Origin of the sequence: Sphingopyxis sp., assembly GCF_019459305.1 — a bacterium.
Taxonomy (GTDB): Bacteria; Pseudomonadota; Alphaproteobacteria; order Sphingomonadales; family Sphingomonadaceae; genus Sphingopyxis.
Genome location: NZ_JAIBES010000103.1, coordinates 16,555 through 40,379, shown reverse-complemented (window position 1 = coordinate 40,379; position 23,825 = coordinate 16,555). Strand labels below are relative to the sequence as shown.

General features: G+C 64.4%; 25 protein-coding genes. 15 read left to right on the top strand and 10 right to left on the bottom strand.

What is annotated here, in order from left to right; all coding sequences use genetic code 11:
* Positions 1-78: 78 nt before the first annotated feature.
* Positions 79-258 carry a hypothetical protein gene (locus K0M74_RS12415; protein WP_293972685.1) on the bottom strand — a complete coding sequence of 60 codons (180 nt, stop codon included), beginning with the start codon at positions 256-258 and terminating at the stop codon, positions 79-81.
* A 103-nt stretch (positions 259-361) separates the two neighbouring features.
* Between K0M74_RS12415 and K0M74_RS12410 the strand changes: the two genes are divergently transcribed.
* From K0M74_RS12410 to K0M74_RS12380, 7 genes are all read left to right on the top strand, one after another.
* Positions 362-1,282 (top strand): LysR substrate-binding domain-containing protein, encoded by a 921-nt coding sequence (locus K0M74_RS12410; protein WP_293972682.1) that lies wholly within the window; start codon positions 362-364, stop codon positions 1,280-1,282.
* A complete protein-coding gene (trmD, locus tag K0M74_RS12405) occupies positions 1,279-2,016 on the top strand; it encodes a tRNA (guanosine(37)-N1)-methyltransferase TrmD (RefSeq protein WP_293972679.1) in 738 nt (245 codons plus the stop codon). Before K0M74_RS12410 ends, trmD begins: the two co-directional genes overlap by 4 nt.
* 4 nt (positions 2,017-2,020) lie before the next feature.
* On the top strand, positions 2,021-2,398 hold the full coding sequence (gene rplS / locus K0M74_RS12400) for a 50S ribosomal protein L19 (RefSeq protein WP_088442879.1): 378 nt from the start codon (positions 2,021-2,023) through the stop codon (positions 2,396-2,398).
* A 114-nt stretch (positions 2,399-2,512) separates the two neighbouring features.
* On the top strand, positions 2,513-3,538 hold the full coding sequence (locus tag K0M74_RS12395) for an aspartate-semialdehyde dehydrogenase (RefSeq protein ID WP_293972676.1): 1,026 nt from the start codon (positions 2,513-2,515) through the stop codon (positions 3,536-3,538).
* 109 nt (positions 3,539-3,647) lie between these two features.
* Entirely contained in the window at positions 3,648-4,430 is a 783-nt protein-coding gene (locus K0M74_RS12390) for a dimethylarginine dimethylaminohydrolase family protein (RefSeq protein ID WP_293972672.1), read from the top strand.
* Between the two features lie 125 nt (positions 4,431-4,555).
* Positions 4,556-5,176, top strand: a complete 621-nt coding sequence (locus tag K0M74_RS12385; RefSeq protein ID WP_293972669.1) for a DUF2238 domain-containing protein — start codon at positions 4,556-4,558, stop codon at positions 5,174-5,176.
* 3 nt (positions 5,177-5,179) lie between these two features.
* On the top strand, positions 5,180-5,785 hold the full coding sequence (locus tag K0M74_RS12380; RefSeq protein ID WP_293972666.1) for a hypothetical protein: 606 nt from the start codon (positions 5,180-5,182) through the stop codon (positions 5,783-5,785).
* Between the two features lie 332 nt (positions 5,786-6,117).
* Here the strand turns inward: K0M74_RS12380 and K0M74_RS12375 are convergent, their stop codons facing one another.
* From K0M74_RS12375 to K0M74_RS12360, 4 genes are all read right to left on the bottom strand, one after another.
* Positions 6,118-6,810 carry a hypothetical protein gene (locus tag K0M74_RS12375; RefSeq protein ID WP_293972663.1) on the bottom strand — a complete coding sequence of 231 codons (693 nt, stop codon included), beginning with the start codon at positions 6,808-6,810 and terminating at the stop codon, positions 6,118-6,120.
* A 434-nt stretch (positions 6,811-7,244) separates the two neighbouring features.
* Positions 7,245-8,834 (bottom strand): MDR family MFS transporter, encoded by a 1,590-nt coding sequence (locus K0M74_RS12370; RefSeq protein WP_293972660.1) that lies wholly within the window; start codon positions 8,832-8,834, stop codon positions 7,245-7,247.
* Positions 8,835-8,954: 120 nt separating this feature from the next.
* Positions 8,955-10,073 carry an HlyD family secretion protein gene (locus K0M74_RS12365; protein WP_293972655.1) on the bottom strand — a complete coding sequence of 373 codons (1,119 nt, stop codon included), beginning with the start codon at positions 10,071-10,073 and terminating at the stop codon, positions 8,955-8,957.
* Positions 10,073-10,522, bottom strand: a complete 450-nt coding sequence (locus K0M74_RS12360; RefSeq protein ID WP_088442865.1) for a MarR family transcriptional regulator — start codon at positions 10,520-10,522, stop codon at positions 10,073-10,075. Before K0M74_RS12360 ends, K0M74_RS12365 begins: the two co-directional genes overlap by 1 nt.
* Before the next feature lie 142 nt (positions 10,523-10,664).
* Here K0M74_RS12360 and K0M74_RS12355 point away from each other — a divergent pair, with 142 nt between their 5' ends.
* From K0M74_RS12355 to K0M74_RS12340, 4 genes are all read left to right on the top strand, one after another.
* Positions 10,665-11,312, top strand: a complete 648-nt coding sequence (locus K0M74_RS12355) for a 2-hydroxychromene-2-carboxylate isomerase (RefSeq protein WP_293972649.1) — start codon at positions 10,665-10,667, stop codon at positions 11,310-11,312.
* 42 nt (positions 11,313-11,354) lie between these two features.
* Positions 11,355-12,107, top strand: a complete 753-nt coding sequence (locus K0M74_RS12350; RefSeq protein WP_293972646.1) for an alpha/beta hydrolase — start codon at positions 11,355-11,357, stop codon at positions 12,105-12,107.
* A 76-nt stretch (positions 12,108-12,183) separates the two neighbouring features.
* Positions 12,184-14,031, top strand: a complete 1,848-nt coding sequence (locus K0M74_RS12345) for a M2 family metallopeptidase (RefSeq protein ID WP_293972643.1) — start codon at positions 12,184-12,186, stop codon at positions 14,029-14,031.
* A 99-nt stretch (positions 14,032-14,130) separates the two neighbouring features.
* On the top strand, positions 14,131-14,865 hold the full coding sequence (locus K0M74_RS12340; protein ID WP_293972640.1) for a hypothetical protein: 735 nt from the start codon (positions 14,131-14,133) through the stop codon (positions 14,863-14,865).
* 1 nt (position 14,866) lies between these two features.
* On the opposite strand, the gene K0M74_RS12335 is transcribed toward K0M74_RS12340, so the two are convergent.
* Positions 14,867-15,193: a helix-turn-helix domain-containing protein gene (locus tag K0M74_RS12335; RefSeq protein WP_293972637.1), complete on the bottom strand. Its 327-nt coding sequence runs from the start codon at positions 15,191-15,193 to the stop codon at positions 14,867-14,869.
* 48 nt (positions 15,194-15,241) lie between these two features.
* Here K0M74_RS12335 and K0M74_RS12330 point away from each other — a divergent pair, with 48 nt between their 5' ends.
* On the top strand, positions 15,242-15,724 hold the full coding sequence (locus K0M74_RS12330) for an SRPBCC family protein (protein ID WP_293972634.1): 483 nt from the start codon (positions 15,242-15,244) through the stop codon (positions 15,722-15,724).
* 100 nt (positions 15,725-15,824) lie between these two features.
* Positions 15,825-16,667 carry a hypothetical protein gene (locus K0M74_RS12325; protein WP_293972631.1) on the top strand — a complete coding sequence of 281 codons (843 nt, stop codon included), beginning with the start codon at positions 15,825-15,827 and terminating at the stop codon, positions 16,665-16,667.
* Between the two features lie 113 nt (positions 16,668-16,780).
* Here the strand turns inward: K0M74_RS12325 and K0M74_RS12320 are convergent, their stop codons facing one another.
* Together K0M74_RS12320 and K0M74_RS12315 are read right to left on the bottom strand one after the other, a co-directional pair.
* A complete protein-coding gene (locus K0M74_RS12320; RefSeq protein WP_293972628.1) occupies positions 16,781-18,268 on the bottom strand; it encodes an AMP nucleosidase in 1,488 nt (495 codons plus the stop codon).
* Between the two features lie 167 nt (positions 18,269-18,435).
* Entirely contained in the window at positions 18,436-18,918 is a 483-nt protein-coding gene (locus K0M74_RS12315; protein ID WP_293972625.1) for a peroxiredoxin, read from the bottom strand.
* A 310-nt stretch (positions 18,919-19,228) separates the two neighbouring features.
* Between K0M74_RS12315 and K0M74_RS12310 the strand changes: the two genes are divergently transcribed.
* A complete protein-coding gene (locus K0M74_RS12310; RefSeq protein ID WP_088443418.1) occupies positions 19,229-19,792 on the top strand; it encodes a YqgE/AlgH family protein in 564 nt (187 codons plus the stop codon).
* On the opposite strand, the gene K0M74_RS12305 is transcribed toward K0M74_RS12310, so the two are convergent.
* Complete coding sequence (locus tag K0M74_RS12305) at positions 19,789-20,187, bottom strand: hypothetical protein (RefSeq protein ID WP_293972622.1); 399 nt, start codon at positions 20,185-20,187, stop codon at positions 19,789-19,791. The genes K0M74_RS12310 and K0M74_RS12305 overlap by 4 nt on opposite strands.
* A 403-nt stretch (positions 20,188-20,590) precedes the next feature.
* On the opposite strand from K0M74_RS12305, the gene ahcY reads away from it, so the two are divergent.
* Positions 20,591-22,006 (top strand): adenosylhomocysteinase, encoded by a 1,416-nt coding sequence (ahcY, locus tag K0M74_RS12300; protein WP_293972620.1) that lies wholly within the window; start codon positions 20,591-20,593, stop codon positions 22,004-22,006.
* Positions 22,007-22,048: 42 nt separating this feature from the next.
* Here the strand turns inward: ahcY and K0M74_RS12295 are convergent, their stop codons facing one another.
* A complete protein-coding gene (locus K0M74_RS12295; RefSeq protein WP_293972618.1) occupies positions 22,049-23,734 on the bottom strand; it encodes a tetratricopeptide repeat-containing sulfotransferase family protein in 1,686 nt (561 codons plus the stop codon).
* Positions 23,735-23,825 lie beyond the last annotated feature (91 nt).

Here is a 23,825-nt window from a genome sequence, read left to right as displayed (position 1 = left end):
AGGGGGCGGGACTCCCTTCGACCAGCTCGCGGCTATGGTTTGGACGATCCTGCCATTAACCAGCCTTGTGCTAAATGGTCAGGCTGCATCGGGCCGCGGCACCGGTGCGGGGGTCGATTCCACGGTGGTGGTGCGCCGCATCACCCGGCCTCCGATACGCCGGAATCGGGCGACCAGCCATAACAGACCATCGTGCAAATCATCGCTGAAACGGGGACGGCCGTCGTCCCACGTCCGCATCCAAAGTTCGTCCTTCATCACACGTCTCCTGCTGGTCCAATGGTTGCCAGATGCGCCTTCGCGTTGCGGTCCGCCAACAAAAGCTTTGCGTCATATCATAAGGTCAGCTTATATAGTGGCGATGCCGAAGCTACCGCCCCTCGCCGCGATCCGGACCTTCGAAGCTGCCGGACGCCTGCAGAATTTCTCGCGCGCCGCCGAAGAGCTGGGGCTGACGCAGGCGGCAGTCAGTTATCAGGTGCGCCAATTGGAGGACCGGCTTGGCCGTGCCTTGTTCGTGCGCGAAAAGGGGCGGGTGCGGCTGTCCGAAACCGGCCAGCGGCTGCTTCCTGCAATCTCCGGCGCCTTTGGCGCGATGGGCGACGCGTTTGCCGCGCTAGGCAATGACGAGGCCGATGTGCTGACGATCAGCGCGATGACGACCTTTGGCGGCACTTGGCTCAGCGCGCGGATCGGCGGGTTCCAGCTGGCCTATCCCGACCTTGCAGTGCGCATGCTGATGAACAACGATTTGGTCGATTTCAACGCCACCAATGTCGATGTCGCAATTCGGGTGGGCCTTGGCGGATGGTCCGGGCTGCGCGCCGATTTTCTCTACCGCAGCCATGTGACGCCGATCTGCGCGCCTGGCTTTCTCGACGTCAATCACATCGCGTCGCCCGCCGATTTGCTGAACGTCGACCGACTGGCGCCCAACGACCCCTGGTGGGCGGGCTGGTTCGCCGCCGCGGGCGTCGCCACCGTGCCGCCGCCTCAGCGCAGCGGCATCGAACTCGACAGCCAGTTGCAGGAGGCGAGCGCGGTGCAGAGCGGTTACGGTATCGCAATGATGACGCCGCTGCTGTGGCGCGCCGAACTCGACGCCGGGCGACTGGTCCAGCCGTTCGACACGCTCTTTCAGCCCGGCACCGCGCATTATCTTGTCCACCGCGAAAACCGCGTCGGCGTCCGCAAGATCGAACGCTTCCGCGAATGGCTGCGCGCCGAACTCGCGAAGGATCGTCATCTGTTGCCCGAGGCGCTATGGCATCCGCTGCCATGACCTTCACTGCCGTCCCCCTAACCCTTTATCCCGATATCTTCCCTGGCCCGCTGGGACACAGCATGGCGGGGCGCGCGCTCGAGAGCGGGACGTGGGCGTGCGCGCCAGTGCAGATCCGCGATTTTGCGACCGACAAGCACCGCACCGTCGACGACACGCCCGCGGGCGGCGGAGCGGGGATGGTGCTCAAGGCCGATGTGCTGGCGGCGGCGCTCGACCATGCGGTCGCGGCGCATCCGGGCCTCCCGATCCTCGCCATGACCCCCCGCGGCACGCCGATCACCCAGCGCCGCGTGCGCGACCTCGCGGTGGGGCCGGGGGTGATCATCCTCTGCGGCCGGTTCGAGGGTTTCGACGAACGCATCTTCGACGCGCGGCCGGTCGAACAGGTGTCGATGGGCGACATCATCCTGTCGGGCGGCGAGATAGGGGCGCTGTTGCTGCTCGACGCTTGCATTCGGCTGCTTCCCGGCGTAATGGGCGCGGCTTCTAGCGGGGACGATGAGTCGTTTGAAAACGGCTTGCTCGAATATCCGCACTATACCCGGCCCGTCGAATGGGAAGGGCGCACGATCCCCGAAGTGCTGCGATCGGGGGATCATGCGAAGATCGCGGCCTGGCGGAAACAACAGGCGGAAGATCACACACGGTTACGCAGGCCGGACCTTTGGGAGCGTCATATCGATGCTCGGGCCCGACCTGCCTCTGGCGCGCGGCGAAAAGAAAAGGACTAGAGGCATGAACCTCATCCAGACGATCGAAGCCGAAGAAATTGCCAAAGCGGCAAAGACCATTCCGACCTTCCGCCCCGGCGACACGCTGAAAGTCGGCGTGAAAGTGGTCGAAGGCGAACGCACCCGCGTCCAGAATTTCGAAGGCGTGTGCATCGCGCGCTCGAACAAGGGCATGGGCTCCAACTTCACCGTGCGCAAAATGTCGTTCGGCGAAGGTGTCGAGCGCGTGTTCCCGCTGTACTCGCCCAACCTCGACAGCATTACTGTCATCCGCAAGGGTGCCGTGCGTCGTGCGAAGCTTTATTATCTTCGTGGCCGCACTGGTAAATCGGCGCGTATTGCGGAGCGCCGCGACTACCGGCCGGAAGCCAGCGAGGGCTAAGGGAGACTTTCCCAACCCCAAGCGAAAACAGCTTTCCAAAACGACCGGTTCCGCCAAAGCGCAGAACCGGTCGTTTTTCGTTTCAGCACATCATCTTCAGAACGGGATTTCATCATGGGTTATCGGATCGTTGTCGCCGGCGCGACGGGCAATGTTGGGCGCGAAGTGCTCGCCATCCTTACCGAGCGCGAATTCCCCATCGACGAACTGGCGGTCGTCGCCTCGTCGCGCAGCCAGGGGACCGATGTCGAAATCGGTGACACCGGCCGTACGCTGAAATGCCAGAATATCGATAATTTCGACTGGGCCGGCTGGGACATGGCGATCTTCGCGATCGGCAGCGAGGCGACGAAGATCCACGCGCCCAAGGCCGCGGCGGCGGGCTGCGTCGTAATCGACAATTCGTCGCTGTACCGCATGGACCCCGACGTGCCGCTGATCGTGCCCGAGGTGAATCCCGACGCGATCGACGGCTATACCAAGCGCAACATCATCGCCAACCCCAACTGCTCGACCGCGCAGATGGTCGTCGCGCTGAAGCCGCTCCACGACGCCGCCACGATCACCCGCGTCGTCGTCTCGACCTATCAGTCGGTCAGCGGCGCGGGCAAGGCGGGCATGGACGAGTTGTGGAACCAGACGCGCCAGATCTTCGTCGGTGACGAAAAGGACATCCAGAAGTTCACCAAGCAGATCGCCTTCAACGTCATCCCGCACATTGACAGCTTTCTCGACGACGGGTCGACCAAGGAAGAGTGGAAGATGGTCGTCGAGACCAAGAAGATCCTCGATCCCAAGATCAAGGTCACCGCGACCTGCGTCCGCGTGCCGGTGTTCGTCGGCCATTCGGAAGCAATCAACATCGAGATGGAGCGCGAACTGTCGGCCGAGGACGCCCAGCGCATCCTGCGCGAAGCCCCCGGCATCGTCCTCCACGACAAGCGCGAGGACGGCGGCTACATCACCCCCGTCGAATGCGTCGGCGACTTCGCGACCTTCGTGTCGCGGGTTCGCGAGGATCCGACGGTCGAGAACGGCCTCAACCTGTGGTGCGTCAGCGACAACCTGCGCAAGGGCGCGGCGCTGAACGCGGTGCAGATCGCGGAGTTGCTGGGGCGGCGGCATCTGAAAAAGGGCTAATCCCGCCTTCCGAATTCCATTCGTGTCGAGCGCAGTCGAGACACCCATCGTCGGTGCGCGCCCTCGCGGCATCTCGACTTCGCTCGATGCGAACGAATAAGGGAGGCAGATGAATTCTGACCCCTACATCTTCACCCACGCGCTCTGCCGCGCCCCCGCCCCGTCGGCGAGCCACGGCATCCGTGCCGACGGCGGCCCCGATCCCGATTTCGCGGGTCTCGCCGCCGAGCATGCCGCCTATGTAGCGACGCTGCGCGACCTCGGCCTGACCGTCGACGTCCTCCCGCCGCTCGATGACTTCCCCGACGCGCTCTTCACCGAAGACGTCGCGCTGACTTTTCCGGAGGGCGCGATCCTGCTCCGCCCCGGTGCGCCGACTCGCGCAGGCGAGGTCGCGCATATCCGCGCCGCGCTCGCCTTCCATCACGCACAGCTGCTTGAAATGACCGGCCCCGGCTACGCCGACGGCGGCGACGTGCTGCGCCTCGCCGACCGGGTAATCATCGGCCTGTCCGACCGCACCGACCGCTCGGGCGCGACCGAACTGGCAAAGCTGCTCGAAACGCTCGACTACCGCGCCGAAATCGCCGAAACACCGCCCGGCGTCCTCCACTTCAAGACCGGCTGCGGCCTGATCGACGCAAACACGATCCTCGCGGTCCCCGAACTGGCGAGCTGCCCGCAATTCGCCGGGCTCGAAGTCGTGCTCACCCCGCTTGGCGAAAACCCCGCCGCCAATATCCTGCGCGTCTGCAACACCGTTCTCGTCGGCGACCGCTGGCGCGCGACGCGCGCGATGCTCACCGCGCGCGGCATCGATTGCCGTCCGCTCCCGACCAACCAGATAGCGCGCATCGATGCCGGGCTCAGCTGCATGTCGCTGCGCTGGTGACCGCCGACAAACTCTTGCTCAGCTCTCAAATTCCGTTTGCATCGAGCGAAGTCGAGATGCGCCTCGTTCGTGCTAGTCTTGACGGTGTCTCGACTTCGCTCGACACGAACGGATAGGGGGACGGGATGACCGAAGCCGCTTCCACGACCCAGCCCGCCCAGCGCCGCCTGCTCGGTGTCCTCCTTATCCTGCTGCTGCTCGCGCAAATCGAGCAACCCTATCCCGAGATCGCGCTACTCCAGCATATCCCGACAATGGCGCTGCTCGTCGCCGCCCCCGCGCTGCTCCGCCGCTGGCCGCTATCCACCCCCGCAGTTGCTTGCATCGTCGCCTTCATGGCGCTCCACATCCTTGGCGGCCGCTATGCCTACAGCAGCGTCCCCTACGACGCCTGGTCGCGGGCATTGACCGGCACCAGCCTGTCCGACGCCTTCGGCTGGACCCGCAACCATTATGACCGCCTCGTCCATTTCGCCTTTGGCGCGCTGTCGGTCATCCCGGTGGCGCAGGTCGCGCGGCGGTCGGGCGGGTTCGGCAAGCGCGGCACCGCGTTAACCGTGCTGGGTTGGGTCTTGGCCACTTCCTGCCTTTACGAAATCTTCGAATGGCTGCTGACCATCGTCGCCGCGGGCGAGACTGCCGACCGCTACAATGGCCAGCAGGGCGACATCTGGGACGCGCAAAAGGATATGGCGCTGGCGGCGCTGGGTGCGATATTGGTGCTGCCGGTTCAGCGGAGGAGATAGGCGATGCGTAACATGACGGCCCTCGCGATGGTGGCACTGCTCGCCGCGTGCAAACCGGCCCCCGAAAAAGTGCCAGCCCCGACCGAGATCACCGCGCCCCCGGTCCCCGAAGCGAAAGCTGACGGCCCCGCCGCCGCAACCACCGCGGTCAGCCTTGATGGCGAGGGGCTGCGCTTTATCGACAAGACCAGCGGCAAGGCCAGCCTGCTCGCTTTCGGCGTCCCGCGCGCGCAGGCCGAGGCGGCGCTGGCGAATGTTGCGGGCAAGGAAGACGATCGCAGCACCAACGACGAATGCGGCGCCGGCCCGATGCAATTCACCCGCTATGACGCGATGACGCTGAATTTCCAGGACGACAAATTCGTCGGTTGGTTCCTCGGCAACGAACCCGGCGCCGCCGCCTATTCGACGGCGAGCGGCATCGCTATCGGCACCACGCGCGCCAAGGCGGGCGAGTCGGTGTCGATCATCGCCGTCGAGGACAGCTCGCTGGGCGAGGAATTCAGCATCGGCACCGGCGAGCATGTCGTCGGCGGTATGTTCGCTGCGCCGGGCGACGCGGCAAAGATCGATGCACTGTTCGCAGGGGTGAATTGTTTCTTTCGGTGATCAGCGGACGCGGGCCTCTCTTCTCCAATCCCCACTAGGGAGGGGCTGGGAGCGGGTAGCCGCCGAAGGCGGCGCTCTGCCTCGGCTCGCTATCGCACGTACCCACCCCTATTCCCTCCCTGAAAGGGAGGGAATGCCCGAAGCGAGCGATTGCGGACGAAAAGTTCCCTCCCCATGGGAGAGAATTGGGTGAGGGTGTCCGCGGTTAGTTTTCTTAGTCGATGGATGATCCCCTCACCCAACTTCGGCTAGGTTGCTGCGCAACCAAGCCGTCGTATCGCTCTCCAGACGGGAGAGGGAAAAGGTAGTTCCCCACCTCCAAGCGTCCAAACCTACCGCCGCCGCACCCCATAATCGATCCGGATCCGCACCCACGCCCCAACCATCGGCTTGCCGCCCAGCCGCGGCGGTCGCACCCGGAACTGCCAGGCCGCGGCCAGCACCGCGCGCATGATCTGCGATCCGGTCGGATATTCGTCCAGCCCGACGCAATCCTCGACGCGGAAATCGGGGGCGGTGCGGCAGGCGATCAGGCCCCAGCCGGGGCCGTCGGCGGTGGACAGATATCCGCGCAATTCGCCGTCGCTCGGCTCGCGGTACCAAGCGGCGGCATAGAGCGGCTCGCCGTTGGGCGCCGTCCCGACCCGTTCGGTGTCGCGAGACGATGACGAAGCGCCCCCCGTATTGGGCGGCCCGTAAACCTGTCCGCCTGGCGGGCGCGCCCCGATCCGCGGGACCGTCGTCGGCGGTAGCGGTAGCGGGGGCTGAGGCGGAGCGGGCGGTGTCGGTGCGGCGAGCGGCTCGGCGGCGTTTGGCGTCACTGGTTCGTTGGGCGTTGGTGGCTCAGGCAGAGGCTCGGTCTCGGCCCGCTGGCTCTCGCGCGGGCTGGCTTCGGCGGCCTCTTCGGCCGCCTGCGGCGCGGCGATGCTGACCACGCTGACCCACTCCTCCTTGACCACCGGCGGCTCTTTCACGCCAAAGGTCAGGAGCATTAACAGCAGCAGCGCCGGGATCAGGACCGCCAAGCCGATGGCAAGCGAACGCCGCCCCGCCCCGATGTTGAGCTGTTCGACATAGGGGGTGGGGGGAACAGGGCTCAGCGGAAGCGATCTTTTGGTGGCGGCACCCGGCGGCGGGCACCCGAAGGCACGGTTCGCGGGGATAGGGGGAGGTCGGGTCTTTGACAAGGGGACGGGCGTAGAAGGGTATCGAGCGATTGCGGACATGGGCGATCCGTCCCCCGCCGGGCGAGGGAAACCACCCGAAGGGTGGTGTAGTGGCGCAGGAAGCTTACGCGGCGCCAGTGTAAGTAGGTTCCCTCTTACGGAGGATATCGCGGTCATGCATTATGGCAGCGGCAAGGCAAGCCGATGGCGCCCCTCCACCAGCTTCGCTGGTTCCTCTCTCCGTTCCGGGGAGGATCGGCTACGCTGACTTCCTATCCCAAAGCAGCCTCAACCTAATGTCCCATATCCGCCGCCGACGCCACCGGCCCACCCGGCCTCGGCGGCCGCAGCAGCAGCACCAGCGGCACCGCCGCCAGCGTCATCCACATCATCGCCCAGAAATCGTCGATATAGGCGACCATCGCCGCCTGCCGGTTGATCTCGGCATTGACCATCGCCAGCGCGGTTTCGCCCGCGATGCCGAACCGGTCGGCGGTCGACGGGTCGAGTATGCTGACCGAACTGCTGGTGACATGCGCCGACAGGTCGGCGTGGCTCGTCTGGATATTCGACCCCAGCAGGGTGGTGACGATCGAGATGCCGATCGAGGCGCCCAGGCTGCGGAACAGGTTGAGCAGGCTCGATCCGTCGGTGCGATATTGCGGCGCGATCGTCGCGAACGCCATCGTGTTGAGCGGGATGAAAATTAGCCCCATGCCCAGCCCCTGCACCAGCCCGCTAATGATCACCGGCTCCATACCCATCGTCAGCGACCAGTGGCTCATCTGCCACAGCGAAAATGCGGCGATCGCGAGGCCGGTCCCGACCAGCCAGCGCGGATCAACCTTGCCCAACAGGCGCCCGGCGACCGCCATGCTCATCAAAATGCCGATCCCGCGCACCGCCAGCGCCAGCCCGGTGTCGATCACTGGCCACCCGAACAGATTCTGCAACATCGGCGGCAACAGCGCCATTGACGCGAACATCACCACCCCGACCACGACCATGAACCCCATCGCGGTGACCAGATTGCGATCGGCCAGCATCGCGCGGCTGAACAGCGGCGCGCGCGCGGCAAACATATGCACCACGAACATCCACAGGCACGCGACCGCGACGCCGCATTCGATCCAGATTTCGACGCTGTCGAACCAGTCGGCATGCGCGCCGCGGTCGAGCATCAATTGCAGCGCCGCCAGCCCGAGCGCGAGCATCGAAAAGCCGAACAGGTCGAACCGGCGGCTCGTCTTTTTCGTTGCCGGCAGCAGCGCCCACATCAGCGCCAGCGTCAGCAGTCCGAACGGCAGATTGACATAAAAAACCCAGCGCCAGCTCGCCTGCTCGGTCAGCCAGCCGCCCAGGACGGGGCCGACGATCGGTCCGATCATGATTCCCATGCCCCAGATCGACATGGCGCGCGCATGGCGTTCGGGCGGGTTGATGTCGAGCATCACCGCCTGCGACAGCGGCCCGATAAAGGCCGCAAAAACGCCCTGCAAAAAGCGAAAAGCGACCATCTGTTCCAGCGATTGCGCCGCACCGCACGCCATCGACGCAATGATGAAGCCGAAAATCGCGCCGAGAAACAGCTCGCGCCGCCCGATGCGGTCGGCCAGCCAGCCGGTGATCGGCATCGCGACCGCGCTCGCCAATATATAGCTGGTCAGTACCCACGTCACCGTCTCGCTCGTCGCGCCCAGCGCCGACTGCATGTGCGGAATCGCGACATTGGCGATCGTCGTGTCGAGGATCTGCATGATCGATGCCCCCATGACCGCGACGGTCAACAGGGCGCGGTGGCGGACACGTTCGTGTAGCGGGATGCTGTCGTCGGCGGGCAGCGCGGTCGCGGCGGGGCGGTGTGGGAGAGAGCGCGAGGCCATCGGTTCAGCTAACAAACTTCGTCATTTCGAGCGCAGCGAAGCTATCCAGAGTTCCGCAGACCGCTCTGAATTGCTTCGCTGCGCACGCAATGACGAGCGTTGGGGACGCCAAGGCCACCCCTACTCCCCCGTCACCGCACCAGCGCTGGTAAACACTCGCACATCCGCCGACAGTCCCGCGATCATCTCGCGCGCCGGTTTCTCGTCGAAAGCGATCCGCACCGGCACGCGCTGCGTCACCTTCACCCAATTGCCGGTCGCATTTTGCGCCGGCAGCACCGAAAATTCGCTGCCCGTCCCGGCGCCGATCGTCAGCACATGCCCGCGCACCTTCAGCCCCGGATAGGCATCGAAGCTCACCTCGGCGCGCTGGCCGACGCGCATGTTGGCGAGGTCGGTTTCCTTGAAATTCGCCTCAACCCACGGGTGCGCGGTGTCGACCAGCGTCAGCGCGGGCAGCCCTGCGACCATCATCTGGCCGATCTGCAACCGGTCCGATTGTGCGACGCGCCCGGCACTCGGCGCGCGGACGGTGGTGCGGGCGAGGTTCACCTGCGCTTGCGACCGCTGAACCCGCGCCGCCTCGACCTGCGGGTTGACCCCGCTCGCCGGACCCGCCGCCAGCTTGGTATGCGCTTCGACTGCGGCGGCCTCGGCTTGCCGCACCCGCTCGCGCGCCTGCGCGACCGCGTGGCGCGACGCGTCATAGGCGGCTCGGGTGGTGAAACCTTTTTCCATCAGCGCGGCCTGCCGTTCGAAATTGACCTGAGCGAAGGCGACATCCTCGCGCGCTGCGGCAATGTCGACGCTCGATGTGTTGGCGCTCGCCGACAGATTGCCGACCTCGACCTGCGCCGCGTCGATCGCCGCGGTCGCCTGCGCGACGTTCAGCGCATAGGGTTCGCCGTCGATGCGGAACAGCAATTGCCCCGCGGCGACCTGCTGGCCGTCGCGCACCGTAACTTCAGTGATCCGGCCGCCCACTTCGGCGGCGACCGACACCTTGTCCATCTGGACATAGGCATTGTCGGTCGACACCGACCCGCCGCTGGTCAGCCAATAATATCCGCCCGCCGCAATCAGGATCGCGGGCAGGCCAAACATCAGCAGGCGGGTGCGCCACTTCGGCGCGTCTTTCGGTTCGGTCGCGGTCGCCGGGCTCGCGGGCGGCAGCGGATCGGCCTTGGGCGCCGCTTTTGAATCGTCGGGCGCGGGGCGGGTGGGCGAGAGCTGGTCCATCAGGCGGCCTCTTCTTTTTCTTTCTGGCAGATGCGGCGCGACAAATTGGCGCGCACGCGCTCCACCAGGTCGTTCAGCTGCTCGCGCTCGGCGGCGCTCAGTCCCTCGGTCGCTTCGGCGGTCAGCGCATCGATCGTGCCTCGCATCCCGTTGAGCAGCTCGGCCGCGCGCGGCGCCAAGTACAATTGCCAGGCGCGGCGGTCGGTCGGGTCGGCGCGGCGCTCGACCAGATCGGCCTCGACCAGCCGGTCGATCATCCGCGACAGGGTGATCGGCTCGACCTCGATCAGCTCGGCCATCGGCCCCTGCCGTATCCCCTCATTGCGCCGCAGATAGGTGATCAGCCGCCATTGCAGCGCGGTGATCCCCGTGTCGCGGGTGCGGGCGTTGAACGCACGGCGGAACAGCCGCGCGCTGTCGTTGAGCAGGAATCCGATCGTTTCACTCATGGCATGTGATATAATAGCAATAGCTACTAACTGCAAGGGATCGACCCGCTGGCAACTTTGCAACTTCCGCAAATTCATCCATCTTGGTGGAAGCTGCCCCGACAAAGCTTGCAAAGCGGCACCATTTCCGCAGGATGGCGTCATGACATTGACCGCAGACCTCTTCTGGTCGTTCCGCTCGCCCTACAGCTATCTCGCCATCGCCCGCTACCGCGCGCTCGCGGCGAGCCACGACCTGTCGATCAACCTCCGCCCCGTCTATCCGCTCGCGATCCGCCAGCCCGATTTTTTCGACCGCAACCACCCCAACTGGCTCAGCTACACGATGCGCGACATGATCCGCGTCGCGCAATTCCACGGCATCCCGTTCGGCCCGCCGCGCCCCGACCCGATCGTGCAGGATATCATGACGCGCGAGATCGCTGCCGAGCAGCCCCATATCTATCGCCTTACCCGACTGGGGCAGGCGGCGTCGCGGCGCGGCAAGAGCCTGGCGTTCGCGCATGAAGCGGCACAACTGATCTGGGGCGGCGCGCGCGACTGGCATCTCGGCGACCATCTGGCGGGCGCGGCGCAGCGCGCCGGGCTCGATCTCGCCGAGCTGGACGCCGAAGCCGTGAAGGATGCGCAGACGCTCGACAATGAAGTCGCCGCCAACCAAATCGCGCTGGAGATGGCCGGACATTGGGGCGTGCCGACTTTGGTGTTCGAGGGTGAACCCTTTTTCGGGCAGGACCGAATCGAGATGGCGAAGTGGCGGATGGAACAAAAGGGGCTGCGCCCGCGCTGAACGTCCTTGCCCAACCGGCCGCCACGGGGGCATAGCCGGTGCATGACGGTCGAACCTGAATATTTCGAGGCGCGCGACGGCGTGCGGCTAGCGTGGCGCGAAACCGGCGAGGGCAGGCCGCTTGTGCTGCTCCACGGCCTGTTTTCCAGCGGGGAGGTCAACTGGATCAAATTCGGTACCGCAGCGCGCGTCGCGGCCGAGGGCTACCGCATTATCATGCCCGACCTGCGCGTCCACGGGTCGAGCGGTGCGCCGCATGACGAGGAATTTTATCCGCCCGACGTGCTGGTGCGCGACCTTGAGGATCTGGTCGCGCAACTTGCGCTGACCGACTTCGACCTCGGCGGCTTTTCGCTTGGCGCGCGGACGAGCGTGCGCGCCGTCGTCGCGGGGATGGCCCCGCGCCGGTTGATCCTGGGCGGCATGGGGCTGGCGGGCCTCGCCGGCTGGCAGCGACGCGGGGCGTTCTTCCAGCGCGCGATTGCCGAATATGAAACCGCTAAACGCGGCGACGACACTTGGCTGTCGATCCAGTTCATGAAAACGATGAAGGTCGACCGCATTGCCGCGGCGCATTTGCTCGACAGCTTCACCGACACCCCTCCCGAGGCGCTCGCCGCGGTGACGATGCCCGTGCTCGTAGTGTGCGGGACGGACGACCACGACAATGGCTCGGCGCCCGAGCTGGTCGCCGCGCTTGCCGATGCCGAACTCGCGACGATTCCCGGCACCCATATGTCAAGCGTGACCCAGCCCGAGCTGGGTGAGGCGATCGCGGCGTTCCTGACCGCTTGACCCTGCCGCCACCGCGCGCCAAGCTATCGGCATTGCGCCAAAGAGCGCCGTGAGAACAATCCAGAGGACGCACCCCATGAAAACCATGATTTCAAGCCTGTCGCTTGCCCTGTCGCTCGCCGTCGCTGGCCCCGCCGTCGCGGCGGAGCAGAAGCCCTCCGCATCTGCCGTCAAGGCGGCGAAACCTACTGCCGCCGACGCCGAAGCCTTTATCGCGGCCGCCGAAAAAGACCTCTTCGACTATACGGTCGAGGCGAGCCAGGTGAACTGGGTCAACAGCACCTATCTGACCGAAGACACCGACGCGATGGCGGCGCGAATCAACGCCGTTGGCACCGAAAAATCGGTCAAATATGCCCTCGAAGCCGCGAAGTATAAGGATGTTCCGGGGCTGAGCGCCGACACCAAGCGCAAGCTCGACATCCTGCGCACCGGCCTCGTCCTGCCGGCGCCGACCAAGCCCGGCGCGGCGACCGAACTCAACCAGATCGCGACCGACCTGCAGTCGCGATATGGCAAGGGCCGCGGCACGCTGAATGGCAAGGAAATCTCAGGCTCCGACATCGAGGAGCAGATGGGCAATATCGAACGGACTCCCGCCGAGCTTGCCGAAATGTGGACGAGCTGGCACGACAATGTTGGCGCGCCAATGAAGGATGACTATGCGCGCCTGGTCGGCATCGCCAACGAAGGTGCGAAGGAATTGGGCTTCGCAAACACCGGTGCGATGTGGCGTTCGGGCTACGACATGTCGCCCGAAGATTTCGCCAAGACGACCGAGCGTTTGTGGCAGGAAGTGAAGCCGCTCTATATGGCGCTCCACACCTACACGCGCTGGAAGCTTAACGAGAAATATGGCGACGCGGTGCAGCCGAAGACCGGCCCGATCCGCGCCGACCTGCTCGGCAATATGTGGGCGCAGGAATGGGGCAATATCTACCCGCTCGTCGCGCCCGCGGGGTCGGGCGACCTAGGCTATGACGTCGGCGAGCTGCTGACCGCGCAGGGCAAGTCACCGCTCGATATGGTCAAGATCGGTGAAAATTTTTATTCGTCGCTCGGCATGGCCCCGCTGCCCGACACCTTCTGGAAGCGGAGCATGTTCACCAAGCCCGCCGACCGCGAAGTCGTGTGCCACGCGTCGGCATGGGACGTCGACAACAAGGACGACATCCGCATCAAGATGTGCATCAAGGTCAACGCCGACGACTTCACGACGATCCACCACGAGCTGGGCCACAATTATTATCAGCGCGCCTATAACAAGCAGCCGTTCCTCTATCTGAACGGCGCCAACGATGGTTTCCACGAAGCAATCGGCGATTTCGTCGCGCTGTCGATCACCCCACAATATTTGGTCGATATTGGCCTGCTTGACAAGGCGAAGGTGCCGAGCGCGGACAAGGACACCGGGCTGCTTTTGCGGCAGGCGATGGACAAGGTTGCCTTTCTGCCCTTCGGCCTGCTCGTTGACCGCTGGCGTTGGGGTGTCTTCGATGGCACGATCAAGCCCGCCGATTACAACAAAGCGTGGACCCAGCTACGTACTCAATATCAGGGTATCGTGCCGCCGGGTGATCGACCGGCGAACGCCTTTGACGCGGGCGCGAAGTTTCATATCCCCGGCAACACCCCCTACACCCGCTATTTCCTCGCCCGCATCCTGCAGTTCCAGTTTTATGAGGCAGCGTGCAAGCAGGCGGGCTGGACCGGGCCGCTCCACCGCTGTTCCTTCTATGGCAACAAGGAGGTCGGCGCGAAGCTGAACGCGATGCTCGAAATGGGCGCGTCGAAACCTTGGCCCGAAGCGCTGGAGGCCTTTACCGGCAGCCGCGAAATGTCGGGCAAGGCAATGGCGGACTATTTCGCGCCGCTGAAGACGTGGCTGGACGAGCAGAACAAGGGCAAACCGCAGGGTTGGTGAGGCGCGGCGCCCTGCTGCTGTTGGCGAGCGGGGCGGCGGCGGTTTCGTCCGCCGCTGCCCCACCACCACCGCGGGTCTGTCCAGCATGATTTGCCGCGGATGCTCGACGGTTGCGACTTGGGCGTCGTCTATTCGCAATACAGCTTCTGGATCGAGGGGCAGAAGGGTACGGTGATCGATGCGATCATGGCTGAGCCGATCGAGGTAGCCGGCTATCGGCCGCACTTCGCGGCGCCCATCAGCTTCAGGTCATTTTCCTATTATGGGCATGTCCAGTCGGGCGATATCCGTAGCTATTGTCGGACGGTAGGTGCGACGCAGGTGGACCGCAGCGACTGCCGGTTCGTTTACAGGTCTGTCACTATTCCCGCTGTCGCAATTGACCGCACCGGTCCTGTCGGATCCTTCATGCGGGAAACTTTCGATCCGGCTGCCGTGGTCGCGAGCATGAAAGCGAACGGTGTCGCCCCCGATGCCGATATGTGGCAGGTCGAGGGTCACCGGATATTTGCAACCCTGCCATCGCCGACCAAGCTGCTGCGCGACAATGCAAAGGTCGAAACGATCGATTCGCACCGGTGTCCGGCGATGCGACGTGCGCTTGGTGCCATCGAGGGGCAGGCGCTGCCGCAGCGGATCGATATTCCGCTCATCGGCGAAGACGGGCCGGTGCCTCCGCCCGGGCCCCATGCCGCCCAACGCGAAGACAAGCTGAACTTTGTCGCGGACGGAGGTTCCATGACCGTGACCGGTTGGCGCTCCCTCCAACCGCTGCTCGGACCGGTTTATGCGGCTGCCGATGCCTGCATGAGCGGGCGCTTGATGTCCGGATAGACTATTCCGTTTCGGCCGACTGCTTGAACCGCGCCAGCCGCGCGCTTGCTGCGGCCGCGTGCGGGCCGATCCAGCGGTCGTGGATGTCCTGAATCGGCATCGCGTTGAGGTGGTTCCAGCGTTCCCGGCCGCGGCGTTCGGCGATGATCAGCCCGGCGTCCTCCAGCACCTTCAGATGTTGCATCACGGTGCAGCGGTCGATGTTGGAGAAGTTGCCGCACAGCGTGCCTGTGGTCAGCGGCTGATCCTTCAGACAATCGAGAATCTGACGGCGGATGTGCGACGCCAGTGCTTTGAAAATCTTGTCATATTCGGCGTGGATTGACATGTTATAAATATATAACATAATGACAGGCGAATCAAGCGGAGAGTGTCAATGGAGCTTAAGTTTCGAGTGGCGGCGCGGATCGCGAAGCCGGTGCATCAGGTTTTCGAGGCGGTTGCCGACCCCGCCCAGCTGTCGGAATATTTCACGACCGGGGGCGCGCAGGGGCGGCTGCAGGCGGGGGCTACGGTGGCGTGGGACTTCCACGACTTCCCCGGTGCCTTCCCGGTATATGTGATCGAGGTTGTCCAGGATGAGAAGATCGTCCTCGAATGGCAGGCGAGCGAAGGCGAGGCGCCGAACGTCGCGGACGGTGAGCTGACGGCCGCCGATTACCGCACCCGGGTAACGATGAGCTTCACCGCGCTCGACGATGGTCGGACGCTGGTTGAGATCGCCGAGGAGGGCTGGCGCGAAAATCAGGGCGCGCTGGGTGCCAGCTATGGCAATTGCCAGGGCTGGTCGCAGATGTTGTGCGCGCTGAAAGTGTGGATCGAGCATGGCATCCATTTGCGCACCGACATGTATCGCTGAACGGGCGCGTCGACGACGAGATACCCGGTACATCTTTGCGGTGGCATTCGGCCATCGGGGCGGCGATGAAACGCGTTCCGATGCAACGAAAGGCAACCGTGTGAAGCGCGTATTCCTGGCCGTCGCTGGCCTGTTTCTAGGCGCCGAGACGGCGCAAGCTGCGACGTGCGAAGATAGTTTTGTCAAAAAGGGCAATCCCGTCACCGGGTTGCGCTTTGTCGCGACGATCACCGTGCCGGACATGAGCATGAGAAGCGCGATCGGCCAGCTCAACGGCATCGTCGCTTCCAAAGGCTATACGATCCTGGCCGTCGAGCCCGATGGCGGCGCAATGCTGGTCGAACCGCCGCCGACCGGAAAATCGCGCCCCATTCCGATTGAGATTGCCGCTGACGGTGCGGGGACGGTGCGCATGGAGGCCAAGCTGCGCGCCGGGATGGGCATTCCCGATGCCGCGGCCAAGGCCGAAATTTGCGGCATCCTGACCCAGCTGAAAGGCGGAAAAGCGGGCGACGCGCTCGCGGCGAAGGGGCTGGGCGCGACCAGCGCCCCCGGCGCCCCGGTCCGCATGAGCGCACTGCGCTTCTCGCAGGACATCACCGGGCAGGCCGACAAGAATAATGCCGCGGTGCAGAAGCGTTATGAGGGGCGGCAGTTCACTCTTTACGGGCCGGTTTCCCATGTCGGGCCGATCGGCGACAGTTATCGGGTCGAATGGAAGCTGCTCGCCAATGTGCTGACCGACCTTGTCCCCGGGCGTTCGTCGGCAGGCTTTTCGGTCAACTGCGTGCTGGCGAAGGGGCAGGGGGTGTATGCGCTGCAGCTGAAGCCCAACAAGCATGTTGAGCTGACCGGCACGTTTGACCAGCTGGATTACGGCCTGTCGTCAGTGTGGCTGAAGGATTGTCGGCCCGTGAACAGGGCGCTGGGGCGTGAACATTAGCTGCATCGACATAAATTCGTTGCCCCCGCGAAAGCGGGGGCCGCTGTCGGTTTACGCGGCGACGCGGGAACGAGCCGCTCGCGGCTCCCGCCTCCGCGGGGGCGACGTATCAATTAGCGGAACGGCGGCTCGTTGAACGCGCGTAATTTGCGGCTATGCAGCTTGGCGCCCTCGTCGCGCATCGTCTCGCACGCGCGTATGCCGATCTGGAGGTGCGCGGCGATCGCTTCTTCGTAGAAGCGGTTTGCCTGTCCGGGCAGCTTGAGTTCGCCGTGCAGCGGTTTGTCGCTGACGCAGAGCAGCGTCCCATAGGGGACGCGGAAGCGGTAACCCTGCGCGGCGATCGTCGCCGATTCCATGTCGATGCCGATCGCGCGCGATTGCGAGAAGCGCAGCGCGCTGTCGGTGTAGCGCAGTTCCCAGTTGCGATCGTCGGTGGTGACGACGGTGCCGGTCCGCATGCGTTTTTTAAGGTCGGCGCCGGTAGCGCCGGAGACCGACTCGGCAGCGCTCGCCAAAGCCTGTTGGACCTCGGCGATCGGCGGGATCGGGATGGCCACCGGCAGCACCGCGTCGAGGATATGGTCGTCGCGCAGATAGGCGTGGGCGAGGACATAGTCGCCGATCCGCTGGCTGGGGCGCAGCCCACCGCAGTGACCGATCATCAGCCAGGCCTCGGGCCGCAGCACCGCAAGATGGTCGCAAATCGTCTTGGCGTTTGACGGGCCGACGCCGATGTTGACGAGCGTGATGCCGCCGCCGTCGGGGGAGATCAGGTGGTAGGCGGGCATCTGGTGCCTTCGCCAGGCGCTGTCGGCAACAAGCGCGCTGGCGTTGACGCCGGGCTGGTCGACGTAAAGCCCCGCCGCGCCCGCGAGCGCAGTGTAGCGCCCTTGCCCGACCTGCGCCCCCGCCCAGGCGACGAATTCGTCGACATAGCGGTGGTAGTTGGTGAACAAGATGTAGCGCTGGAAATGTTCGGGCGCCGTGCCGGTGTAGTGGCGGAGGCGCGCGAGCGAAAAGTCGGTGCGCAGCGCGTCGAACAGCGCGAGCGGCTGCGACGCGGTCGGATCGGCCCCGAACAAGCCGTCGGCGAGCTCGTCGCCGATGTCGGCAAGCTCGGTGGTCGGGAAGTGGCGCGCGAGATCGAGCGGGGTGACCCCGCCCATGTCCGACCCGTCGCTGGCGTCGAGCACATAGGGGAAGGGGATCTGCTGCCCGGTGCGCGTGACCTCCAGCGTGATGTCATAATGACGCGCGAGCAGGCCGAGCTGGTCGCGCAGATAATCGGCGAACAGGTCGGGGCGCGTCACGGTGGTGACAAATACGCCCGCGCGCTCGAACTGGCCAAAGGCGAGGTTATGCCCCTTTTGCCCTTCGCGCTGTTCGCCGGTGGTGGTCAGGCGGATCGCCGGATAGTCGAACAGCCCGGTGGCCGCGGCATCGGCCGGCGGCAGAGTGCGATCGCGGACATAGGCGGCGATGGCGGATTTGAGGTTGGAGACCGAGGCGCGGAACCTGTCTTGCAGTTCGGCGATGATCTCGTCGACGAGAGCGGTGGGGTCAGCGATGTCGGATGGCTGCGATGCGTCTGATGTCATCGCGACGCTGTTGCACGAAATTGTGACAAAAGGGAAGGGGCGGGCATAAAACTCCGCTCCCTCTAAGGAGGGGCTGGGGGTGGGTGGCGCGGTCAGGCGCCGGGCCCGTGCTTGCTTCGCTCGCACCCACCCCTAACCTCTCCCTGGAAGGGAGAGTGATTGTCGACTTACAGCTGCTCGAGCATATGATCCGCGCTCGATACCTTGAATTCGCCGGGCGCTTCGACGTTGAGCTGTTCGACGACGCCGTCGTTGACGATCATCGAGAAACGCTGGCCACGCTTGCCCATACCGAACGCCTTGCCGTCCATGGTCAGCCCTACCGCGTCGGCGAAATCACCGTTGCCGTCGGCGAGCATCGTGACGGCATCGCCAGCATTGCCGCTCTTGCCCCACGCGCCCATCACGAACGCGTCGTTGACCGCGGTGCAGACGATTTCGTCGACGCCCTTGGCCTTCAGCTCGTCGGCCTTTTCAACGAAGCCAGGCAGATGCTTCGCCGAGCAGGTCGGGGTGAAGGCGCCGGGGACCGAAAACAGCGCAACCTTGCGGCCCTTGAAATAATCGGCGGTGCTGACCTGCTCGGGACCGTTTTCGGTGACCTTTACAAAGGTGGCGTCGGGCAGCTTGTCGCCGGGCTGGATCGTCATGGTTGGCATCCTTTTCGTTGAGGGGATTTCTGGTCGGCGAGACATTGGGTCGGGCGGGGCGGGAGTCAAGGTTGGTAAGGGGGGTGGGGGTAGGATTTTGGGAGGAATGACGGCTGGCGGTAAAAACCAGCCGTCGCCCCGCAAAGGCGGGGCCGCTTTCAGTTTACGCAGAGACGGAGGAAAAAAGCCGCTTGCGGCCCCTTCCTTCGCGGGGGCGACGTTAGGGGACGAATGACAGCCCCCCACCCCAAACGTGTCCCGCTCGCCAAAGGTGCTGGACCGCCCCGTCCCGCCGCTGCATGATGGCACGATGGAGACAGACCCCATTTGGTTCACCGGCCAGTTGCTGCTCGCGCTGCCCGGGATCGGCGATCCCCGCTTCGAGCATTCGGTGATCGCGATGATCAGCCATGACGAGGAAGGCGCGATGGGGATCGGGATTTCCGATCCGATGGCCGGGATGACCGTGGGCGCGGTGCTCGATCAGCTCGACATCGCGCACGACGATCCGCTCGAACAGCCGGTGTTCGTGGGCGGGCCGGTCGAGCCCTCGCGCGGGTTCGTGCTGCACAGCATGGATTGGGGCGGGCAGGAGGCGGTGCAGGTCAGCGATCGTTGGATGGTGTCGAGCTCGCACGACATATTGCGCGCCATCGGCGAGGGGCGAGGGCCGTCACGCTGGCTGGTGGCGCTGGGCTATGCGGGATGGTCGGCGGGGCAGCTGGAGGGCGAGATGGTGCGCCACGGGTGGCACGTCACGCCGGGCAGCGACGCCCTGTTGTTCGACACGCCGCCCGCCAAGCGCTGGCAGGCGGCGTTTGCCGAAGCGGGAGTGGACGCCCGCTTGCTGACAACCGAGGGTGGCGAGGCTTAGCGCGCCAGCGCCAGCTGCGGGCGCCCCGCCGCAAGGTTCGCACGCGCGGTGCGGGCGGCCCAGCGCGAATCGACATAACGCCCATCGGCGAGTTCGAGGTCATAGCGGATCGGGCTGGCGAGAGCCGCGTCATAGGCGGCAGCGGCGTCACTGGTGCGACCCAGACGAGCATAAGCGGTGCCGAGGTTGATCAGCCGCGACGGGTCACGGGCGTCGAGATCGGTATCGCCGGTCAGCTTTGCGACCGCGGCGTGATTTTCACCAGCGCGCAGCTCGGCAAAGGCGACGGGCAGCGCCGTCGAATCGGCTTGCGGTCCGGTCACGACGATGATCGATTGCGCGGCAGCCGGCGTCGCAAAGGCCAATGCGATCAGCGGCAATAATATTTTTTTCATCTCTCTATCTCCCCGAAAACTTTAGCCGATTTTCTGCCCCATCAGAGGAAAAGTCAATGTTTTCGGCGCCTTGTAACACTCTTGTCACAATAGCTGATTATGCTCATCGCATGGCGCATTATAAGTCATGATTTTCAGAATCTTGGCTTGGCCGACTCGGTGTCACAATTTTGCGGCCCCGACTGTCATAATTGCGCCCGTAGAAAATAAATTTTTGCCCCGGTGCATTTTGCGCTCAGGATTCGCGCGTCCGCGGCCCGCGGCGGAGCGCCCGGCAATTGCGATATAAAGAAAAGTTTATATTTGATCCGGAGGGCGCTTTGAGCTAGGGCGCGCAACATAATTACCTGACTTTTCGTGGCCGCTCGCCTGCGGCCGATACTCGCCTACAGGAGATTTAGCCGTGGCCACTCTCGCCGCCGACACCCGTGATTATGTCGTTGCCGACATCGCGCTTGCCGATTTCGGTCGCAAGGAAATCAACATCGCCGAAACCGAAATGCCGGGCCTGATGGCGCTGCGCGAAGAGTTTGGCGCGTCGCAGCCGCTGAAGGGTGCGAAAATTGTCGGGTCGCTGCACATGACGATCCAGACCGCGGTGCTGATCGAGACGCTGACCGCATTGGGCGCCGAGGTCCGCTGGGCGACGTGCAACATCTTTTCGACCCAGGACCATGCCGCCGCCGCGATCGCCGCGACGGGCGTGCCGGTGTTCGCGGTGAAGGGCGAAAGCCTGGCCGATTATTGGGACTATGTTGGCCGCATCTTCGACTGGGGCATCGAAGATGGTACGACGTGCAACCTGATCCTCGACGACGGCGGCGACGCCACGATGTTTGCGCTGTGGGGTGCGAAGCTTGAGGCCGGTCAGGACATGCCTGCGCCCGAGAACGAGGAAGAGATCGAGATGCAGCGCGCGCTGAAGGCGTTTGTCGCGGCGAATCCGGGTTACCTGACCAAGACGGTCAAGGCGATCAAGGGCGTGTCGGAAGAAACGACGACCGGCGTCCACCGCCTGTACCACATCGCCAAGAAGGGCGAGCTGCCCTTCCCCGCGATCAACGTCAACGACAGCGTCACCAAGTCGAAGTTCGACAACCTCTATGGCTGTAAAGAGTCGCTCGTCGACGCGATCCGCCGCGGCACCGACGTGATGCTCGCGGGCAAGGTCGCGACCGTCGCCGGCTTCGGCGACGTCGGCAAGGGCTCGGCCCAGTCGCTCCGCAACGGCGGTGCGCGCGTCCTCGTCACCGAAATCGACCCGATCTGCGCGCTGCAGGCGGCGATGGAAGGCTTCGAGGTCGTGACGATGGACGAAGCCGTCAAGCGTTCGGACATCTTTGTCACTGCGACCGGTAATGCCGATGTGATCACCGCCGAACATATGGCGGCGATGAAGAATATGGCGATCGTCTGCAACATCGGCCATTTCGACAGCGAGATCCAGATCGCGGCGCTCGCGAATTACAAGTGGACTGAAGTGAAGCCGCAGGTCGACCTGGTCGAATTCCCCGACGGCAAGCAGATCATCATCCTGTCGAAGGGCCGCCTTGTGAACCTCGGCAACGCGACGGGTCACCCGAGCTTTGTGATGTCGGCGAGCTTCACCAACCAGACGCTGGCGCAGATCGAGCTGTGGACGCGCGCCGAGCAGTACGGCAACGACGTTTACGTCCTGCCCAAGCACCTCGACGAAAAGGTTGCAGCGCTGCACCTGGACAAGCTGGGCGTGAAGCTGAGCCAGCTGAGCCAGAAGCAGGCCGACTATATCGGCGTGCCGGTTGCCGGGCCGTTCAAGCCTGATCATTATCGTTACTGATGGACGCAATGCCGGGCTGGCACCTTGTGCCGGCCCGGTTCGTCAGCCGTCGGCCAGATCGCCCAGCGCGTCCTTTAGCGGCTGGAGCCAGCTGTCATAATTTCGCCATTGATCGACCGCGTCGCGGTTGATCGGGCGGCGTACCTGCTCGGCGCTCGGGGTTCGCACCGGGCGCTTGTTCGCATGGAAATTGAGGCACGCGTCCTCGAACGGCAATTCTAGATAGGCGAGCAGGCCGCGGATTTCGCGTTCGGGATCGTCGATCAGTCGTTCATGGACCAGCCGGTACACCGAATCCGGCAATGCCCTATCCACATGATCCATGAAGCGGACATAGTCGCGATAGTATCGCCCCATGTCGGAGAGCGAATAGGCAAAGCCCTGACCGCGAGCAAAATGCTGTTTGAAATTGGCAAAGCAGCACGCCATCGCGGCACGCCGCGCGTCGATGATCTTGGCGCCCGGAAACAGGGTATGGATCAGCCCGACATTCAGCCAGTTGTTCGGCAGCTTGTCGATCATCCAGGGCTTGCCGGTCTGCCGGTGCTGCGCCGCCGAGCGGAGATAATGGGCGGCCAGCGTGTCGATGGTGTCGGGGGGAAGTGACGCCAGGATCTGGGGATATTTGCCGACCTGATCGGACCAGCGATCGGCGACGATCTTTTGGGTGATCAGCGGGATATAAGGCAGTTCGGCGGTCCCCTCGATCTGACTGTGCGAGGCGAGGATTTGTTCAACCAGCGTCGATCCGGCGCGGGGCATGCCGACGATGAAGATGAATCTGGCGTCGGCATCGCCGAAGCCTTTTGTCGCGGCGAAATAGTCGGCGTCGAAAAAGGCGATCGATTCTGTGACCTCGTCGCTCATCGCCTGCGCGTCGTAGCGCAGTTCGGCGCGGCGGATGCGGTTTGCAATCGCATAACGAGCGAACGAGCGTTCGTAATCGCGCGCATCCTCATAGGCCTTGCCCAGCGCGAAGTTCAGTTGCACCTGACCGGGATCGGCATTGGGCAGGGCGGCGGCGAGATCGAGCATCGCCTGGCGATCGGCGGCGTCGAACGATACGCGCTTAAGATTGGCCAGCCCCCACCAGGCTTCGGTGCGTCGGCGATCGAGCGACAGCGCACCCCGGAAGGCTGATACGCTTTCGTCGTAGAGGCCCATTGTCTTGCAGACATTGCCGTAACCGATCCAAAGCCACGGTGCGTCGGGTTGCTGCGTGAGCGCCTGTTCATGTGCGGCTAGCGATCGCTCATAGGCTCCGATCTGTCCCAGCGTTGCGAGCTTGGTGCTGAGCGCGGCGCGATGCCGCGGATCGAGCGCCAGCACCTCGTCGAGCAGCGACAGGCCGTCATCGAAGTCGCTGGTACGAAACAAGGCGCGCGCGAGATTGGTCTTGGCGTCGGCGAAGTCGGGCGAGACGGCAATCGCGTCGCGAAACAGGCGCTGCGCTTCCGCATAAATGCCCAGCCGGACGGCGATTTCGCCGAGAATGCACAGCGCGGCGACATTGGTGGGCGCGCTTGCCAGCAGTGGCCGCACGATCGCCTCTGCCTGCGCCAACTGGCCTGACATCAGCAGGTGGCTCGCCTGCATGATCGCCGGGTCTTGTGCTTCCCGGGCGACGGCCTGTGCGTCAAGTTCGGCGGCTCTATTGCGTTCGCCGGCTGCGCGAAGCGCTGCGGCCTGTTCGCGCATATCAGCGACTTGGGTGGAGATGCGATCCATCAGAATCCCTGTGTTCGCAGCGCCGTGAACCGTGACATTGTCCCGCCCATTCGCCGCGTAATCGCTGCGGCTTAGTCGTAAAAAAATGGCC

Coding starts and splice junctions, on each gene's coding strand:
- K0M74_RS12415 (WP_293972685.1), bottom strand. CDS start 258: ATGAAGGACGAACTTTGGATGCGGACGTGGGACGACGGCCGTCCCCGT.
- K0M74_RS12410 (WP_293972682.1), top strand. CDS start 362: ATGCCGAAGCTACCGCCCCTCGCCGCGATCCGGACCTTCGAAGCTGCC.
- trmD (WP_293972679.1), top strand. CDS start 1,279: ATGACCTTCACTGCCGTCCCCCTAACCCTTTATCCCGATATCTTCCCT.
- rplS (WP_088442879.1), top strand. CDS start 2,021: ATGAACCTCATCCAGACGATCGAAGCCGAAGAAATTGCCAAAGCGGCA.
- K0M74_RS12395 (WP_293972676.1), top strand. CDS start 2,513: ATGGGTTATCGGATCGTTGTCGCCGGCGCGACGGGCAATGTTGGGCGC.
- K0M74_RS12390 (WP_293972672.1), top strand. CDS start 3,648: ATGAATTCTGACCCCTACATCTTCACCCACGCGCTCTGCCGCGCCCCC.
- K0M74_RS12385 (WP_293972669.1), top strand. CDS start 4,556: ATGACCGAAGCCGCTTCCACGACCCAGCCCGCCCAGCGCCGCCTGCTC.
- K0M74_RS12380 (WP_293972666.1), top strand. CDS start 5,180: ATGCGTAACATGACGGCCCTCGCGATGGTGGCACTGCTCGCCGCGTGC.
- K0M74_RS12370 (WP_293972660.1), bottom strand. CDS start 8,834: ATGGCCTCGCGCTCTCTCCCACACCGCCCCGCCGCGACCGCGCTGCCC.
- K0M74_RS12365 (WP_293972655.1), bottom strand. CDS start 10,073: ATGGACCAGCTCTCGCCCACCCGCCCCGCGCCCGACGATTCAAAAGCG.
- K0M74_RS12360 (WP_088442865.1), bottom strand. CDS start 10,522: ATGAGTGAAACGATCGGATTCCTGCTCAACGACAGCGCGCGGCTGTTC.
- K0M74_RS12355 (WP_293972649.1), top strand. CDS start 10,665: ATGACATTGACCGCAGACCTCTTCTGGTCGTTCCGCTCGCCCTACAGC.
- K0M74_RS12350 (WP_293972646.1), top strand. CDS start 11,355: ATGACGGTCGAACCTGAATATTTCGAGGCGCGCGACGGCGTGCGGCTA.
- K0M74_RS12345 (WP_293972643.1), top strand. CDS start 12,184: ATGAAAACCATGATTTCAAGCCTGTCGCTTGCCCTGTCGCTCGCCGTC.
- K0M74_RS12340 (WP_293972640.1), top strand. CDS start 14,131: ATGCTCGACGGTTGCGACTTGGGCGTCGTCTATTCGCAATACAGCTTC.
- K0M74_RS12335 (WP_293972637.1), bottom strand. CDS start 15,193: ATGTCAATCCACGCCGAATATGACAAGATTTTCAAAGCACTGGCGTCG.
- K0M74_RS12330 (WP_293972634.1), top strand. CDS start 15,242: ATGGAGCTTAAGTTTCGAGTGGCGGCGCGGATCGCGAAGCCGGTGCAT.
- K0M74_RS12320 (WP_293972628.1), bottom strand. CDS start 18,268: ATGACATCAGACGCATCGCAGCCATCCGACATCGCTGACCCCACCGCT.
- K0M74_RS12315 (WP_293972625.1), bottom strand. CDS start 18,918: ATGACGATCCAGCCCGGCGACAAGCTGCCCGACGCCACCTTTGTAAAG.
- K0M74_RS12310 (WP_088443418.1), top strand. CDS start 19,229: ATGGAGACAGACCCCATTTGGTTCACCGGCCAGTTGCTGCTCGCGCTG.
- K0M74_RS12305 (WP_293972622.1), bottom strand. CDS start 20,187: ATGAAAAAAATATTATTGCCGCTGATCGCATTGGCCTTTGCGACGCCG.
- K0M74_RS12295 (WP_293972618.1), bottom strand. CDS start 23,734: ATGGATCGCATCTCCACCCAAGTCGCTGATATGCGCGAACAGGCCGCA.